General features: G+C 63.2%; 15 protein-coding genes. 11 read left to right on the forward strand and 4 right to left on the reverse strand.

The genetic code is table 11. The features are described 5' to 3' along the window. Window position 1 precedes the first annotated feature (1 nt). Together DSC91_RS03660 and DSC91_RS03665 are read right to left on the reverse strand one after the other, a co-directional pair. Window positions 2-1153, reverse strand: coding sequence for an efflux RND transporter periplasmic adaptor subunit (locus DSC91_RS03660; RefSeq protein WP_115779678.1), 1152 nt, complete (start codon window positions 1151-1153; stop codon window positions 2-4). 119 nt (window positions 1154-1272) lie between these two features. After that, entirely contained in the window at window positions 1273-2778 is a 1506-nt protein-coding gene (locus tag DSC91_RS03665) for an efflux transporter outer membrane subunit (RefSeq protein WP_115776872.1), read from the reverse strand. Between the two features lie 279 nt (window positions 2779-3057). Here DSC91_RS03665 and DSC91_RS03670 point away from each other — a divergent pair, with 279 nt between their 5' ends. From DSC91_RS03670 to DSC91_RS03710, 9 genes are all read left to right on the forward strand, one after another. Continuing rightward, window positions 3058-3762, forward strand: a complete 705-nt coding sequence (locus DSC91_RS03670; RefSeq protein ID WP_115776873.1) for a FadR/GntR family transcriptional regulator — start codon at window positions 3058-3060, stop codon at window positions 3760-3762. A gap of 10 nt (window positions 3763-3772) precedes the next feature. After that, window positions 3773-4702, forward strand: a complete 930-nt coding sequence (gene ltnD, locus DSC91_RS03675) for an L-threonate dehydrogenase (RefSeq protein WP_373291915.1) — start codon at window positions 3773-3775, stop codon at window positions 4700-4702. A 15-nt stretch (window positions 4703-4717) separates the two neighbouring features. Beyond that, window positions 4718-6028 (forward strand): 3-oxo-tetronate kinase, encoded by a 1311-nt coding sequence (otnK, locus tag DSC91_RS03680; RefSeq protein WP_115776875.1) that lies wholly within the window; start codon window positions 4718-4720, stop codon window positions 6026-6028. Next, window positions 6025-6687 (forward strand): 3-oxo-tetronate 4-phosphate decarboxylase, encoded by a 663-nt coding sequence (otnC, locus tag DSC91_RS03685; protein ID WP_115776876.1) that lies wholly within the window; start codon window positions 6025-6027, stop codon window positions 6685-6687. Before otnK ends, otnC begins: the two co-directional genes overlap by 4 nt. A gap of 68 nt (window positions 6688-6755) precedes the next feature. Further along, window positions 6756-8090 (forward strand): MFS transporter, encoded by a 1335-nt coding sequence (locus DSC91_RS03690; protein WP_115776877.1) that lies wholly within the window; start codon window positions 6756-6758, stop codon window positions 8088-8090. 69 nt (window positions 8091-8159) lie between these two features. Then, window positions 8160-8948, forward strand: a complete 789-nt coding sequence (gene otnI, locus DSC91_RS03695) for a 2-oxo-tetronate isomerase (RefSeq protein ID WP_115776878.1) — start codon at window positions 8160-8162, stop codon at window positions 8946-8948. Window positions 8949-8976: 28 nt separating this feature from the next. After that, on the forward strand, window positions 8977-9957 hold the full coding sequence (gene denD / locus DSC91_RS03700; protein WP_115776879.1) for a D-erythronate dehydrogenase: 981 nt from the start codon (window positions 8977-8979) through the stop codon (window positions 9955-9957). A 460-nt stretch (window positions 9958-10417) separates the two neighbouring features. Continuing rightward, on the forward strand, window positions 10418-11620 hold the full coding sequence (gene pcaF / locus DSC91_RS03705) for a 3-oxoadipyl-CoA thiolase (RefSeq protein WP_115776880.1): 1203 nt from the start codon (window positions 10418-10420) through the stop codon (window positions 11618-11620). A 561-nt stretch (window positions 11621-12181) separates the two neighbouring features. Further along, a complete protein-coding gene (locus DSC91_RS03710; protein WP_115776881.1) occupies window positions 12182-12754 on the forward strand; it encodes a hypothetical protein in 573 nt (190 codons plus the stop codon). Between the two features lie 225 nt (window positions 12755-12979). Here the strand turns inward: DSC91_RS03710 and DSC91_RS03715 are convergent, their stop codons facing one another. Together DSC91_RS03715 and DSC91_RS03720 are read right to left on the reverse strand one after the other, a co-directional pair. Further along, window positions 12980-13360 carry a DUF2917 domain-containing protein gene (locus DSC91_RS03715; RefSeq protein WP_115776882.1) on the reverse strand — a complete coding sequence of 127 codons (381 nt, stop codon included), beginning with the start codon at window positions 13358-13360 and terminating at the stop codon, window positions 12980-12982. A gap of 247 nt (window positions 13361-13607) precedes the next feature. Next, window positions 13608-14612, reverse strand: coding sequence for a DUF535 family protein (locus tag DSC91_RS03720; protein WP_162831327.1), 1005 nt, complete (start codon window positions 14610-14612; stop codon window positions 13608-13610). Window positions 14613-14879: 267 nt separating this feature from the next. Here DSC91_RS03720 and DSC91_RS03725 point away from each other — a divergent pair, with 267 nt between their 5' ends. Next, window positions 14880-15584, forward strand: a complete 705-nt coding sequence (locus DSC91_RS03725) for a response regulator (RefSeq protein ID WP_115776884.1) — start codon at window positions 14880-14882, stop codon at window positions 15582-15584. Between the two features lie 185 nt (window positions 15585-15769). Further along, on the forward strand, window positions 15770-16555 hold the full coding sequence (locus DSC91_RS03730) for an alpha/beta hydrolase (RefSeq protein WP_162831328.1): 786 nt from the start codon (window positions 15770-15772) through the stop codon (window positions 16553-16555). Window positions 16556-16864: the final 309 nt, after the last annotated feature.

A 16864-nucleotide genomic window follows, 5' to 3' on the forward strand; every position in this document is an offset into this window, starting at 1 on the left:
TCTATTGTTCCTGCGGCGTCGGGTTTGGACTGTCCGACGGCTGCACGCTGTTGTTGATGACGAGCGGCGTGCCGTTCTTGAGCTTGAGTTGCCCGCTCGTCACGACCTGCGTGCCGGCGTCGACACCTTTGAGGATCGCAACCTGATCGCCGCGCGTCGGCCCTGGCGTGACGAACACCTGCTGCGCGACGGGCAGCGTCTTGCCTTGCGCATTGGGTTGCGTGCCCGGCTTGACGACGAACACGGTCGCGCCATAGGGGTTGTAGGTGATGGCCGTTTGCGGCAGCGTCAGGTAGCGCTGTCCGGCGCCCGCGTCGATCTTCACGTTCGCGTACATGCCGGGCAGCAGCTTGCGCTCGTGATTGTCCACGCTCGCTTCGATCTGCACGTTGCGCGTGGCGCTGTCGACTTTCGGGCTGAGCGACTGGATCTTGCCCACGAACGTTTGCCCGCTGAACGCATTGGTGTCGACCACGATGGCCTGGCCGATCGCGAGCTGGCCGAGCTGTTGCTGCGGCAGGTAGAAATCGGCGTAGATCGGATCGATCGCCTGCAGCGTGACGATCGCATCGCCCGGATTGATGTATTGGCCCGGATTGATCGTGGTGATGCCGAGGCGCCCCGCAAACGGCGCGCGAATGGTCTTCTTGTCGACGAGCGCGGCCTGTTGCGCGACTTGCGCCTTCTTGCCCTTCAGGTCGGCGGCGTCGGCGTCGAGCTGCGCCTTGGCGATCGCCTTGATGTCGTACTGCGCCTTGTCGCGCGTGTAGACCGTCTGCGCGAGTTCCGCCGCGGCCTGGAGCGACTGGAGCAGCGCCACGTCGCTGTCGGCATTGAGCCTGACCAGCACTTGCCCGGCTTTCGCTTCCTGTCCCGAGCTGAACGCCACCTCGCGCACGAGGCCCGCGACTTCGGTGGTGACATCGACGCCGCGCACGGCGCGCAGGCTGCCGACCGCCGCAAGCTGCGGTTGCCACGACTGATAGCGGGCGACGACCGCCGAGACGGTGGCGGGCGGCGCCGCGTTGCCCGCCATGAATTTGGCGAACATGTACGAGCGAAACTGGTTGAAGCCGACGAGTGCGGCCAGCAGCAGGCCGACACAGATCAGCATGATCACCATCCGCTTCGTCATCGGTTTTCTTTCGGTCATCGTGATGTCCTTGCACGGCATTGGGCGAGGCGCCGGACCTTGCATGCCTTCGTGTCTGACAGCGTGTGTTGCAAAGAGCGGTACCGCGAGCGTTCTGCCTGGCTATGTCGATGCGTCAGTCAATGCGTCGTTGCGGCGGTGGCCGGCGCGGCGGCGTTCCACCAGCCGCCGCCGAGCGCCTGGAAGAGGGCCGCGGTATCGGCGTAGCGGGACGCCTGGGCCTGCGCGAGGCTCACCACCGTTTGCTGGTACTGGCGTTGGGCATCGAGAAGCGACAGGTAGCTCACGCCGCCGACGCGATACTGTCCGCGCGTGAGTTCCAGCGAATCGCTGGCGGAGCGCCAGGCGTCCGTCTGCGCTTTCAGGCCGGTCGCGTCGTGATCGAGTGCGCGCAGCGTGTCCGCGACGTTCTGGAACGCCAGCAGCACCGTTTCGCGATATTGCGCATCGGCCTGCTCGTACGCCGCCTCGGCCGCGCGCTTCTGCGCGCTCAGTTGCCCGCCGTGGAAGACCGGTTGCAGCAGGTTGGCGCCCAGGCTCCAGATCGTGCTGCCGGCCTTGAACACCTGGGCCGGTGTCAGGGCCTCGGCGCCGTAGCTGGCGGACAGCGTGATCTGCGGATACATCGCCGCGGTCGCCACGCCGATTTGCGCGCTGGCCTGATGCAGCACGGCGTCGGCGGCGAGGATGTCGGGCCGCTGCTGCACCAGCGCCGACGGCAGGCTGACGGGCAGCGTCTCGGGCAACGAAAACATCTCGAGCCGGAATTCAGGCAACGCGGCGTCGCTGGGCAGTTTGCCGGCCAGCACCGCGAGCTGGTGGCGCACCTGGTCGAGTTGTTGTTGCAACGGCGGCAGCGTGGCGCGGGTCTGCGCCAACAGAGTCTGCTGCGCGAGCACTGCCGTGCGGCCCACGCCCCCCAGTTCGAACTGTTTGCCGAGTACGCCCAGTTGCTCGTCTTCTTCCGCGGCGATCCGCTCGGTTGCCTCGATCTGCGCGCGCAGCGACGCGTCCTTGACTGCCGCGGTCACGATGTCGGCCGACATCGCGAGATAGGCGGCCTGCAACTGGAAACGCTGGTAGTCGATCTGCGCGTGCAACGCTTCGAGCTCGCGCCGTGCACCGCCGAACACGTCGAGTTTGTAGGACACGTTCACCGATGCGTTGTACAGATTGAACTCATCGATCACACCGGGCTGGCCGAAGGCGATGCCGTTCAATTTTTCGCGCGTGGCGCCGAGTTGCGCGTCGACGCTGGGCAGAAGGGTGCCGCCGGCTTGCGCCGAGAAGTTTTCGCGTGCCTGCCGCAATGCGGCTTGCGCCGCGGCGATGTTCGGGCTGTTGACGAGGGCCTGGCGGATCAGCGCGTCGAGCGGCTCGCAATGAAAGAGCGCCCACCAGGCGGCGGGAATGTCCTGTCCCGGCGCGAAGCGCTGCGGCAAGCCGGCGGCCCCTGGAGAAGAGGCGGTCTGCTCGGGCAATGGCGAGGCGGTGTAGGTGTCGGTAGCGGGCGCGGGGGGCGTGCGGTAGTCGGGACCGACCATGCAGCCGGCGACGGCGGCGCAACCGCATAGCGCGATGCACAGGCGCCGCTGCCGGACAATACGCTGGATAACGTCGATCATCGATCCACCTTATATCGCCTGCGTTCAACCTAAACGAGGGAGCGGACGCGGATATTCAGGCAACGTGAACTTTCGATGTTTCTTTTCCTGCCGACGGAATTTATACCATGCGGGACATATCTGCGCGTAGCCTAGCATGGCCGATCGCTGCGCGCGGCGCACGAGATCACGTAGTCGGTGCGCCTCGCGCCTCGCCGCCGGTACTCAGGGTTTGCATGGATGTAGCCACGACCAAAAATTTGTATGATGACCCGATAACATGATCAATCGAGGTAATCGATGTTCGACAAGATTCCTGCGCGGGCACTGAGCGACACGGTCGCGCAGCAGCTCCTCAAGCAGATCGACAAAGGCACCTTCGAGCGCGGCGGCAAGCTGCCGACCGAGGCGGTGCTGGCACAGCAGTTCGGCGTGAGCCGCACGGTGATTCGCGAGGCGATTTCGCGGCTGAAGAACGAAGGCGTGGTCGAGCCGCGTCAGGGCAGCGGTGTGTTCGTCGCCGCGCACGGCGCGATCCGGCCACTGCGCATCGATTACGCGGAAGCCGTCGAGGCCGGCTCGGTGCTGCAAATCCTCGCGCTGCGGCGGGCGATCGAAGCCGAAGTCGCATCGGAAGCCGCGATGCGGCGCAGCGACGCCGATATGGTGTCGATCGATGCCGCGCTCGCCAGGATCGACGAAGCCGTGGCAGAAGGCGAGGACGGCGTCGCCGAAGACGTCGCGTTTCATCGCGCCATCGCCGCGGCCACCGGCAATCCGTATTTCCTCAAGACGCTCACGTTCCTGAATCAGTACCTCGAAGCGGGCACGGTGGTGACGCGGCGCAATGAAGCGCTGCGCGAGGACTTCTCGCGTCAGGTGCGCGAAGAGCACGCGGCGATCGTCGCCGCGATTCGCGCGGGAGATCCGATGGCGGCGCGCAATGCGGCGCGCACCCATATGTACAACGCGGCGCGGCGGCTCGAGCAAGCGGGTATTTGCTGAGCGCGAGCGCTTGCGGCGCCAGCCGCTAACGAATTTTCAGAGGTCAGGTATGTCCAGAAGTGTCGGTGTCATCGGTCTTGGTGCAATGGGTCTGGGTGTCGCGCGTTCGTTGTTGCGGGCGGGTTTTCGGGTTCACGCGTGCGATCTGCGCAGTCAGGTCCTGCAAGCGTTCGTCGCCGAGGGCGGTGTGGCTTGCGCGTCGCCGGCTGAGCTCGGCGCGCAATGCGGGGTGGTCGTCACGCTCGTCGTCAATGCCGCGCAGACCGAAGCGGTGCTGTTCGGTGCGCAAGGCGCGGTCGCCGCCATGAAGAAGGGCGGTGTCGTGATCGCCAGCGCGACCGTCGCGCCGGACTTCGCGGTCGACCTCGGTCAACGGCTCGAGGCGGCCGGTTTGCACATGCTCGATGCGCCGGTGTCGGGTGGCGCGGCGCGCGCCGCATCCGGCGAGATGACGATGATGACGTCCGGTCCGGACGCGGCCTATGCCGCGTGCGAGGACGTGCTGGCCGCGATGGCCGGCAAGGTGTATCGCCTCGGTTCGGCGCACGGCGCCGGGTCGAAAGTGAAGATCATCAATCAGTTGCTGGCCGGCGTGCATATTGCGGTGGCTGCCGAGGCCATGGCGCTCGGTTTGCGCGAAGGCGTGGATGCCGATGCGCTGTACGAGGTCATCACGCATAGCGCGGGCAATTCGTGGATGTTCGAGAACCGCGTGCCGCACATTCTGAACGGCGATTACACGCCGCTGTCGGCGGTCGATATCTTCGTCAAGGATCTCGGCCTCGTGCTCGATACCGCGCGCCGTTCGAAGTTTCCTTTGCCGCTCTCGGCGGCGGCGCACCAGATGTTCATGATGGCGTCCTCGGCCGGTCACGGCGGTGAAGACGATTCTGCCGTGATCAAGATTTTTCCCGGCATCGACGTGCCGGCGGCGAAATAAGCGCGGGAGCCGCTCATGACCATCACGTCCAAACGCGCGTTGCTCGGCTGTATCGCCGACGATTTCACCGGTGCCACCGATCTCGCCAACATGCTGGTGCGCGGCGGCATGCGCACCGTCCAGACGATCGGCGTGCCCGAGTCGAACGAAGCGCTCGAGGCTGACGCGCTGGTCGTCGCGCTGAAATCGCGCACGATTCCCGCCGCCGACGCGGTCGCGCAATCGCTTGCCGCACTCGACTGGTTGCGCGCGCAAGGATGCCGCCAGTTCTTCTTCAAATACTGCTCGACCTTCGATTCGACCGACGCGGGCAACCTCGGCCCGGTGACGGATGCGTTGCTCGATGCGTTGCGCGCGGACCCGGAAGCAACGGCGTTTACGATCGCCTGCCCCGCGTTTCCCGAGAATGGCCGCACGATCTATCGAGGCCATCTGTTCGTCGGCGATACCTTGCTCAACGAGTCGGGTATGGAAAACCATCCGCTCACGCCGATGCGCGATGCGAACCTCGTTCGCGTGCTGCAGCGGCAGACCGGGTCGAAAATCGGCCTGGTGCGTTACGACGCCGTCGCCAAGGGCGTCTCCACGGTGCGCCAATCGTTTGACGCTTTGCGCAACGACGGCGTGCGGATAGCGATTGCCGATGCGGTGTCGGATGCGGATCTTTACGTGCTCGGCGAAGCGTGCACCGATCTCACGCTCATCACGGGCGGCTCGGGTATTGCGCTGGGTTTGCCCGGCAATTTCCGCCGTGCCGGTTTGCTCGCGGAACAAGCCGATGCCGCGCAGTTGCCTCGCGTCGAAGGGTTGTCGGTTGTACTCGCCGGCAGCGCATCCAAGGCGACTAACGCCCAGGTGGCGGCGTGGCGCGCAACGCGTTCTTCGTTCCGCATTGATCCGCTGGCGGTTGCGCGCGGTGAGCCGGTGGTCGAGCAGGCTTTGGCGTTTGCCCAGGAGCACTTCGATAAAGCCCTGCCGGTGCTGATCTACGCCACCGCCACGCCCGACGAAGTCAAGGCGGTGCAGCGCGAACTCGGTGTCAACGAGGCGGGGCATCTGGTCGAAACGACCCTGGCGTCGATCGCACGCGGCCTGCGCGAACGCGGCGTGCGCAAGTTCGTGGTGGCGGGCGGCGAGACCTCGGGCGCGGTGGTGCAGGCGCTCGAAGTGCGCACACTGCGCATCGGCGCCCAGATCGATCCCGGCGTGCCGGCCACCGCGACGACCGGCGCTGTGCCGCTGGCGCTGGCGCTGAAATCCGGCAACTTCGGCACGACCGATTTCTTCGAAAAAGCGCTGCGCCATCTCGACGGAGCGGTGCAATGAACGGCACGCCCGCACTCCACATGACGAACGAAGCGAAGGTCCGCGAAGACATCTGCGTGACCGGTGCGAGTCTCTATCAGCGCGGCTACACCGTGGGCACGGCCGGCAACATCAGCGCGCGCCTCGATGACGGCTGGTTGATCACGCCGACCGATGCGTGTCTGGGCCGGCTCGATCCCGCCGACATCGCCAAAGTCGATCTGGCCGGCAACGCGGTATCCGGCGGCAAACCGTCGAAGACGTTGGCGCTGCATCGCGGCATCTACGCGCGCAACGGCGAAGCGCGCGGCATCGTCCATACGCACTCGACGCATCTGGTTGCGCTGACGCTGGCCGGCGTCTGGAGCGAACAGGACGTGTTGCCGCCGATCACCCCGTACTACGTCATGAAAGTGGGGCACGTCCCCCTGATTCGTTACAGGCGGCCAGGCGATCCACACGTGGCCGGGCAGATCGCCGCGCTTGCCGACACCGTACGTGCCGTCCTGCTCGAACGCCTCGGCCCCGTGGTGTGGGAGCGCTCGGTTGCCCAGGCTGCGTATGCGCTCGAAGAACTCGAAGAGACCGCGCGCCTGTGGCTGATGACGAATCCACGGCCCGCGCCGCTCGACGAAGCCGCACTCGAAGAACTGCGCACCGTGTTCGGCATCCGCTGGTAGAACCCGACATCAACAAAGCCAGGCGGCCGCACGCGCCGCATCAGGCTATCAATAGAAGGAGACAATGCATGAGTTCCTATCAGACGGCATCGAGCCGCCCCATTGCAGCCGCTGCGGGACAACCCGGCGCTGCCGAGGTCGAGCGCACCTATAAGAAGGTCTTCTGGCGCATCGTGCCATTCCTGATGCTGTGCTACGTGGTTGCGTATCTGGACCGTGTGAATGTCGGCTTTGCGAAACTGCAAATGTCGCAAGACCTCGCGTTCAGCGAAACGGTGTTCGGTCTCGGCGCCGGCGTGTTCTTTATCGGCTACTTCCTGTTCGAGTTGCCGAGCAACATTCTGATGCACAAGATCGGCGCACGGATCTGGATCGCGCGGATCATGATCACGTGGGGCCTGATGTCGGCGCTGTTCGTGTTCGTTAAGACACCGATGCAGTTCTATATCTTGCGCTTCCTGCTGGGGCTGGCGGAAGCCGGGTTCTACCCCGGCGTGATTCTCTATCTGACGTACTGGTTTCCGTCGCATCGGCGCGCGAAGATCATCGCGGTGTTCATGTCGGCAATTCCGGTCTCGGGGATTTTCGGCAATCCGCTGTCGGGCTGGATCATGCAGTCGTTCCACAACAACTCGGGTTTCGCGGGCTGGCAATGGATGTTTCTGATCGAGGCGATCCCCGCGATTGCGATCGGCATCGCGACGATCCTGTATCTCGACAACAACATCTCCAGCGCAAAATGGCTGAGCGAGCACGAAAAGCGTTTGCTCGCCGATGAGATCGCCGCCGCGCAGCCGCAACAAAAAGCAGAGGCGCATTCGGTCGGCGCGGTGTTCCGCGATCCGCGCACGTGGTGGATGTCGCTGATCTATTTTGCGTTCGTCACCGGGCAATATGGCCTGACGTTCTGGATGCCGACGCTCATCAAATCGACCGGCGTGAGCGGCGCATTCAATATCGGCCTGCTCAGCGCGATTCCGTTTCTGTGCGCGATCGTCGTGATGAACCTGATGGGCCGCAGCGCGGACAAGCGCCGCGAGCGCCGCTGGCATCTGATCGTGCCGGCGCTGTTCGGCGCGATCGGTTTTACGGTGGCCGCTTCGTTTGCGGACAATACGGTCGTGTCGATCGCATTTCTCTCGCTGGCCGCAGCGGGCGTGCTGACCTGTGCGCCGCTGTTCTGGTCGTTGCCGACCGCATTCATGTCCGGCGCGAGCGCTGCTGCGGGCATCGCGATCATCAATTCGATCGGCAATCTCGCGGGCTTTGCGAGTCCCTACATGATCGGCTATCTGAAGGACCTCACGCATAGCACGCAGACCGGCATGTATGTGCTGGCCGGCATGCTGGTGATCGGCGCGATTGCCACGTGGCTGACACCGGCCCGGCTGGTCAATCGCTAGATCGGATGCCGCGTGCCGCCTGTTGCCGTTGCCGCACGCGGAATTGACTGTTTTCAAGGAGTTGCTGCCATGCCCCGGTTCGCCGCCAACCTGACGATGATGTACAACGAACACGCTTTCCTCGACCGTTTTGCCGCTGCGGCAAAAGACGGGTTCGAGGCGGTCGAGTTTCTGTTTCCCTACGATTTCCCCGCCGTGGATATCAAGGCGCGGCTGGACGACAACCGTCTGACCCAGGCGCTCTTCAACGCCCCGCCGGGCGACTGGGCCGCGGGCGAACGCGGCATTGCTTCGCTGCCTGGCCGTGAAGACGAATTTCGCCGCGGCATCGAAACCGCGCTCGATTACACGCGCGTGCTCGGCAATCGCAAACTGCACGTGATGGCCGGTTTGATCGGCGCGGATCAACCGCGGGCGAAGCATCGCGAGGTGTATCTGAAGAATCTCGCGTATGCCGCGAAGGCCGCGCAAGCGGACGGCATTACCGTCGTGATCGAGCCGATCAATCCACGCGACATGCCGGGCTTCTTTCTGAACCGCCAGGACGACGCGCAGGCGATTTGCGCGGAAGTGGGCGCGCCGAATCTCAAGGTGCAGTTCGACTGCTATCACTGCCAGATCGTCGAAGGCGACCTGGCAGTGAAGCTCAAACGCGATATGGCGGGCATCGGTCATATTCAGGTCGCGGGCGTGCCGGAGCGCCACGAGCCGGATATCGGCGAACTGAACTATCCCTATCTGTTCGATCTGATCGACACGCTGGGCTATGACGGCTACATCGGTTGCGAATACCGGCCGCGCGCCGGCACGTCGGAGGGGCTCGGCTGGCTCAGGCCGTATCTGAACGCCGCTCGCTAACCAGAACCAGAGAAGGACAAAGCAGATCATGAAAGTACTGATTACCGGCGGTGCGGGTTTTCTCGGTCAACGTCTCGCGCGCGAACTGCTGGCGCGCGGTTCAGTGAAGGACGCGCACGGCAAGCCGGAAGCGATTACCGAACTGGTGCTGCTCGACGTGGTACACGGAAGCGATTTCGGCGACGCGCGCGTACGCACGGAAGTGGGCGACATCGCCGAACGCAGCGTGCTCGAGCGCGTGATCGACGACAAGACGTCGGCCATCTTCCATCTTGCCGCGATCGTGAGCGGGCAGGCCGAGGCGGATTTCGATCTCGGCATGCGCATCAATCTGGACGCGTCGCGCCTGCTGCTGGAAACGTGCCGGCAGCGTGGGCATACACCGCGCGTGGTGTTCACGAGTTCGGTGGCCGTGTATGGCGGCGATCTTCCCGAGGTCGTGCGGGACGATACCGCGCTGAATCCGCAATCGTCGTACGGCGCGCAGAAGGCGATTGCGGAATTGCTGCTCAACGACTACACCCGGCGGGGTTTCGTCGACGGCCGCGTGTTGCGGCTGCCCACCATCAGCGTGCGGCCGGGCAGGCCGAATGCAGCGGCGTCTTCGTTTGCGAGCGGCATTATTCGCGAGCCTTTGAACGGCGAAACGGCGGTATGCCCGGTAGCGGGCACGACGCGTTTGTGGCTGTTGTCGCCGCGCAAAGCCGTCGAAAGTCTGATCGCCGGACTCGAACTCGATTCCGCTGCGCTCGGTAACCAGCGCGTGCTGAATCTGCCGGGGATTTCGGTGAGCGTCGACGAGATGGTGGCGGCGCTGAGTGAAGTCGCAGGGGACGAAGCCGCCAGGCGGATCCTATGGCAGCCCGATGCGCGTGTGGAGAAGATCGTCGGCAGTTGGCCGGGGCAGTGGGATCCCTCGCGTGCCGAACGGTTCGGGTTGACTGGCGATCGCAGCTTCGCCGATGTGATTCGCGCTTATATCGCGGACGAAGGTATTCAGATCCGCTGATAACCTGCGTATTCGGCTGGTGCCGCAAAGGCATCCCGGACAGCTGGACGATCCCAAGCCTCGTGCCGGCAGACGTAAGAACACGTTTGCCGGCACCAGCGTGTCAATCTTCAGATCTTTTAACCCATCATTGCCCGACGCCACCGGCCCGCAGGTATTCCCTGGTTCTGGGCCGGCTTCGCTTGACATGGTTTCGGGCACACGTCTATTATCGAGGCTAGTTGTTCGATATATGACCTTATGTTCGTATATAGAACAAGTGGCCGCGATTCCGAGCCCATCGTTCATCATCCTGCGCTAAGCTGAACCGAAGTGACGGCTGCCGTGCGGCCGTTTCCCATTGCACTCGCCGGGTCGATGCCGCGGAGCATCCGGCTCGCGGGAGGCGCTAGCGGCAGACGCCGCTAGCAGGTATCCGCTACCGGCGCAGCGCATGCAGCACACCAACTGGAGACATCACATGACCGAAGCATTCCTTTGCGACGCGATTCGCACCCCCATCGGCCGCTATGCGGGTTCGCTGTCGTCGGTTCGCGCCGACGATCTGGGCGCGGTGCCGCTTAAAGCGCTGATGGAGCGCAACAAGGACGTCGACTGGAGCGCGATCGACGACGTGATCTACGGCTGCGCGAACCAGGCCGGTGAAGACAATCGCAACGTCGCGCGCATGTCGCTGTTGCTGGCCGGTTTGCCGCAAGGCGTGCCGGGTTCCACGGTGAACCGGCTGTGTGGTTCGGGCATGGACGCGGTCGGCATTGCCGCGCGTGCGATCAAGTCGGGCGAGGCCGCGTTGATGGTGGCCGGCGGTGTCGAAAGCATGAGCCGTGCGCCGTTCGTGATGAGCAAGGCCACCAGCGCATTTTCGCGCCAGGCCGATATCTTCGACACGACGATCGGCTGGCGTTTCGTGAACCCGCTGATGAAGCAGATGTACGGCGTCGATTCGATGCCTGAGACCGGCGAAAATGTCGCGACCGACTACAAGATCAGCCGTGCCGATCAGGATGCGTTTGCACTGCGCAGTCAGCAGAAAGCGTCGCGGGCGCAACGCGACGGCACGCTCGCGCAGGAAATCGTCGGTGTGACCATCGCGCAGAAAAAGGGCGATCCGATCACCGTGTTGCAAGACGAACACCCGCGCGAAACCAGTCTGGAAGCGCTCGCCAAACTGAAGGGCGTGGTGCGCCCGGACGGCACGGTCACGGCAGGCAATGCGTCGGGCGTGAACGACGGCGCGGCGGCGCTGCTGCTTGCCAACGAAGAAACCGCGAAGCGCTTCGGCCTCACGCCGCGTGCGCGTGTGCTGGGTATCGCAACGGCAGGCGTCGCGCCGCGCGTGATGGGCATCGGTCCGGCGCCGGCCACGCAGAAACTGCTGGCGCGCCTGAACATGACCATCGACCAGTTCGACGTGATCGAGCTGAACGAGGCATTCGCCTCGCAAGGTATTGCAGTGCTGCGCACGCTCGGCGTCGCGGATGACGACGCACGCGTGAATCCGAACGGCGGCGCGATCGCGCTCGGCCACCCGCTCGGCATGAGCGGCGCGCGTCTGGTCACCACCGCGATGTATCAGCTGCACCGCACGCAAGGCCGTTTCGCGCTGTGCACGATGTGTATCGGCGTCGGCCAGGGCATCGCGATCGCGATCGAACGTGTGTAATGGTTTAGCGGTTTAGCGCTCGTGCAGGGAAGCGTTGCAGCGTCTTGAATCCCGGCGCTTCGCGCACAGCGCTCCGCTGGCCGCATGATGAACAGCCCCTTCGCTTCGGCGACGGGGCTGTTTTGTTTTGCGCGTCGGATGAATTCACCGGGCATTGAATTGCTGTTTAATCGGTGTTAATGCGGTTTCCGATTGCATGGCGGTGAATGCTGTCGATATAAATAATAATGAGGTAATCGCATTGTCGCGCAGTATCCGCTTAATGTTTTATGCATATTGGGTATTGTCGCCTTATATGGATGGCCTGGCAGATTAAAGCAGTGCGGTCGATCGGCAAGATGCCGCTGCGGCGCGACGATGCAGCATTTTGCAAGATGCCGCTCACTGATTTGAAAATCACATTTAACAGCTGTAGCTTCTTGTAAGGCATGTACAATCGTTGCGCCGTACCGATTTAGTAATGGACACGCTGAGGCGGTATGCATTCGTGGCGTTAATCGGCATCCTGCGATTTCAGATCGCCGTCACGCCGGATCGAACAATTTATCGAGGAGAAAGTAAATGAAGATAGCGACGATTGGAGCAGCGTTGATGGCAGCGGCTTTCGCCGCGGCACAACCGGCGTGGGCGCAAGACGCGATGGCCAGTGCAGCGCAGGGCATCGTCAGCGCAGTGCAACCGGTGCACGTGAAGGCGCAGATCGTCGGTATCGATCCGGGCAGCCGCACGCTCACGCTCAAAGGGCCGGGCGGCAACGTGGTGGTCGTGCTGGTGAGCCAGGAGGTTGCGGGCTTCGATCAGCTGAAGGTCGGCGATCGGGTGGATGTGCTGTACAAGAATGCGCTGCTGGTGAAGGCCGACAAGGTCACCGGCGCAGATAAGGGCATTCGTGCGCGCGTCGATACGCAGGTGTATGCCCCGGCATCGGGCGGCTTTGAATCCGCGCGTCAGGTCGAAGTGCTCGCCACTGTGCAGAAGATCGATCACAAGAAGCGCCTCGTCACGCTGCGCGGTGCGTATCAGACGCAAACGCTCGAAGTCGGTCCGGAGGTCGATCTGAAGGGCGTCAAGGTCGGCGATACGGTTCACGCGGTATTCGTTTCGGCAGCGGCCGTGCAGGTGACGCCGCAATAAATGGTGCAGTCAATACCACGTCGGTAAGGGGCACGTGTTCAGGCAGCTTGCGCTTAAGCAATCCACGTTCAGGCAATCCGCGTTGAAGCAATACCAGGCAGCCACGCAACGCGGCATGACTGTCTCCTCGCAGCCGGCATGGCTGATCGGCAAACACCCCTCATTGCAGGGGTGTTTGCTTCTCTACGATACGGACGTTCGACCATCGAGTCGCGAAGAGGCGTGCTACCGGGCCGCCGGTGCCTCCAGGCCCAACCATGCGAGACGCTCCAGCCATCGCCTGACGAAACCACGCTTTGCAGGCAACACGCAAGTCAACGACGCGCGCGCGGTGCGTTCGCCATCCGTGCTGAGCCACACGCGTTCGCCGCGGTGCAGCCTGAATGCGTTACCCGGTTCGAGCCAATGATCGTAAGGCGCGTTGACGCGCGTGAGCCATAAGCGCGCGCCCTGAACGCTGAGCGTGCAGTCGGCATCGACACGCCATGTCAGCGTTGCGCCAGGCACTACGGAAAAATGCAGCACTATCTTCGGCAGACGCTCGTCCGGTTGATATCCGGACAGACTTGAGTCGTCATCCTTGCACTGCGGGCTTGCCTGATCCATCTTGCTCTCCGTCATCGAGCCGGCGGACGGAGGCGCCCACAAAACAAAAGGCCCCTTCCGTTACCGGCGGGGCCTTTGGGTCTTGTTTGCAGATTCAGACTGCTAACGCGCACATGCTCCCAAACGCCTGCCGATGATGGCATGCATTGTTCGGTTTTTAATCGCGACAGCGATGGAGGTGTGCGTCAACATGAGAATGAGTGTGCCGTTTTGCCGCATGTCTTGTCAATAAAAAATCGCAACGAATTCAAGCGACAAGGCGAGGCACGCAGGGGCGGGGTGTCTTGCTTGCCGCAACGCTGAGACGAATTTGCGCGGCGAGGGCGCGTCGCAATGCGTACCGCTTGCGACGCGTTGCGTTGCCGGTATCGTCGCCTTGGCGTTCGGCCAGATAGCGTGCCGGCGGCGCGAGGACGAACCAGCCATTCCAGCGCGCGAGCGCTCCGCACTCGATCGACAGCTGGTCATAGTCCGCGGCCACGCGACGCTTTCTCAGGCAATAACGCCAGTTCGCATAGATGTGCGCCTGCTTCGAGACGATGAAGGTGCCGCCCGCATCGAGCGCCGCGGCGACACATTGCGCGAGGTAAATCACCAGCACTTTCGGCCGCAGTCCGTGCCACCGTTTGGTGAGCGCGCGAAACAGCTCGCGGCCGTTGACCGAGGCGTCCGGTCCTTGCACGGAGCCGATGCACAGACGCGGCCGCCGCACTTTGCCGCCGAGAAAGGCGAGGCTGAACGTGCAGGAGACAAGGCGCTGGTCCCGCGCATCGCGGATGCACAAGGTCCAGTCGCCTTCCTTCTGAAACTGTTCGATCGACTCGAGCGACACATACCAGCGCTCGGCACCCACCCCGAACGATGCGATCGGAGCCGAGCCGACGGCGGCGATGCGCGCGGCGAGTTGCGGCACGCGCTGCTGTGTCAGCGCGTGATGATCGAGGCTCGCCGTGAGGCGTTCGCGCGGGCTGAAGCGCGTATGAAGGAACGGCCGATGCATGCGTTCGAGCGCGGTGGGGTGACGTCGCACCAGATCATGCAAGGGTGAAATGGCGCAGCCTTTGAGCCATACTTGCGTCGAGCGCCACGACGTCAGCGAGCGCAGCCATAGTCGCAGGCGGCGCCAGCGGTGAAATACGCTGGTGCCGGGATAGACTGCATGAGCGGCCTGCTGAATGACGGCAAAGGACGCCGTGGCTCTCGCGAACCACGGCGAACGGGCGCGAACCCCCTGGTTGGAAACGGTCGTCACGGCGGATCCCCTGGCTATTTCAACGAGGCGATGCTAGTGGCGGGGCTCGCGCCTCCGTGTCGAATTGCTTGCGCGTTTGTCGAGTTTTGTCGAGCGTGTCGCATGATGCGTGACGCATCCGCTATGCTGTGCGTCGAGCCGGCTTGTCCGGTTCGTTTGCCGTGCCGGGGCCGTGTGGATGCGTATGCGGAGCGGTAACCGTGCCGTGCAGCGCGTTGTACTATTGCCCGCCGCTATCAAGATAGTTAGCCCTGAACGATTCGTCCCATGCCATTCCGGATCCTGCTTGTCGAAGACGATGACCGCCTGTCCGCGCTGGTCGCCGGATATTTGCGCAAACACGAATACGAAGTCGAGACGGTGCTGCACGGCAACGACGCCGTGCCGGCGATTCTCAAGCGCCGCCCTGATCTGGTGATTCTCGACGTGAATCTTCCCGGCAAGGACGGGTTCCAGATTTGCCGCGAGGCGCGCGAGCAATTCGACGGCGTGATCATCATGGTGACCGCGCGCGACGAGCAGTTCGACGAAGTGCTGGGCCTCGAATTCGGTGCGGACGACTACGTGCACAAGCCTGTCGAACCACGCGTGCTGCTGGCGCGCATCAAGGCGCAGTTGCGCCGCGTGAGCGCGCGTGCGCCGGAGGCTGCCCAACCTGAGAGCTATGTCTTCGGCAAGTTCGAGATCAGCCGGGCAAGCCGCACGGTCAAACTGCCGGACGGCAGCTTGCCCGATCTGACATCGGCCGAATTCGATTTACTGTGGGCATTGGTGAGTTGCGCGGGCGAGGTGGTGAGCCGAGACGAGCTGATGCGGCAATTGCGCGGCATCGAGTTCGACGGCCTCGACCGCACGATCGACGGCGGCATTTCCAAGCTGCGCCGCAAGCTGCATGACGACGCCGCCACGCCGCAGCGAATCAAGACCGTGCGCGGCAAGGGCTATCAGTTCAGCAAGCTGGCATGGGATTGAAGACGCTTGCTGCGGTCGCGGTTGAGTTGAGTTGCGGTTGCAGTTCGGCTGGGTCGATCTCGAGTGTCGATTGAGTAATACGTCGAAATATCGGCCGACAAAACTCTACAAACGCGGTAGCAAATCGACAGTCGTGCGAGGCGGGGATGATTAGCATCGCAAGCTTGTTAATGACAGGCTTAGCGATGTCCGCTCGCGTTTCCCCGCTTTCCCGCCGTGCCGTGTTGATGATTCACGGCTTGGGTGGCACACGCCATGATTTCGGCGCGCTCGACCGCAAGTTCGAGCAGATCGGTTGCGACGTGCATCTGCCGTCGCTGCCGGGCCACGGCTCGAACCCTGACGCGTTGAGCCGCGTGACGTTGAGTGACTACATGCAATTGCTGAGCCGCACATACCGCGAACTGGTTGAGCGTTATGAGCGAGTCGACGTCGCGGGAATTTCGATGGGGGCGTTGCTGGCATTGATGTTGAGTGCGCGCGAGCGCATGACGACGGGGCGCCTGATTCTGCTGTCGCCGCCGTTGTTCCTCGACGGCTGGGGCGGTTCGCGCCTTCGTCCGTTGCGCTATCTGATGTATTGCGTGCCGGGGCTGCGCCGATTGATTCGAGTGCCGGAGGGCGAACCGTTCGGCATCAAGAACGCGCGCATTCGCAATCTGATTCGCCGTCATCTGCAGAAAGGGAGCGGCATCCACTACCCGTACGTTCCACTGGCGGCGATCGAGCAGGTCGACTGGATGCGCTTCGCGGTGAAGCGAGCTTTGGGCCGCGTAACATGCGAGACCTTGGTCATGCATTCGGAGGAGGACGAGGTGACGAGCATCCGCTCCGCCGAATTCGTATGCGAGAATCTGGGAAGCCGTTCGGTGACTTTCGTGCGCTTGACCGACAGCTACCACATGATCACACTAGACAACGAGCGCGACACGGTAGCGGAACAAACACTGGCATTCGTACAGAGGGCATAGAAGCCAAACGGAACAGCGAGCTAAAACCGGGTCCAAGCGAAGTAAGCAACCAGCAACCAGCAACGAGCAACGAGCAGATCGCAGAAGGAACCAGGCCAAAGTCCAGACTGGTTTAAAGAAGTGGGCTTCGGCGCGCGCAGCGCCGCCGGAAGAATGACGCCCTTGTCACGAGTGCAAGCAGGGCACGAACACAGATTCCAGATGCACCACTACCCGTTGCAAACCACGGTGCCCACTTAGCAAGATCGGTGTGAGCCGCTTTCTTTGCTTATCTTTCTTTGCGGCGGCAAAGAAAGTAAGTGCCGCCCC

The sequence above is a fragment of the Paraburkholderia caffeinilytica genome (assembly GCF_003368325.1).
GTDB lineage: Bacteria > Pseudomonadota > Gammaproteobacteria > Burkholderiales > Burkholderiaceae > Paraburkholderia > Paraburkholderia caffeinilytica.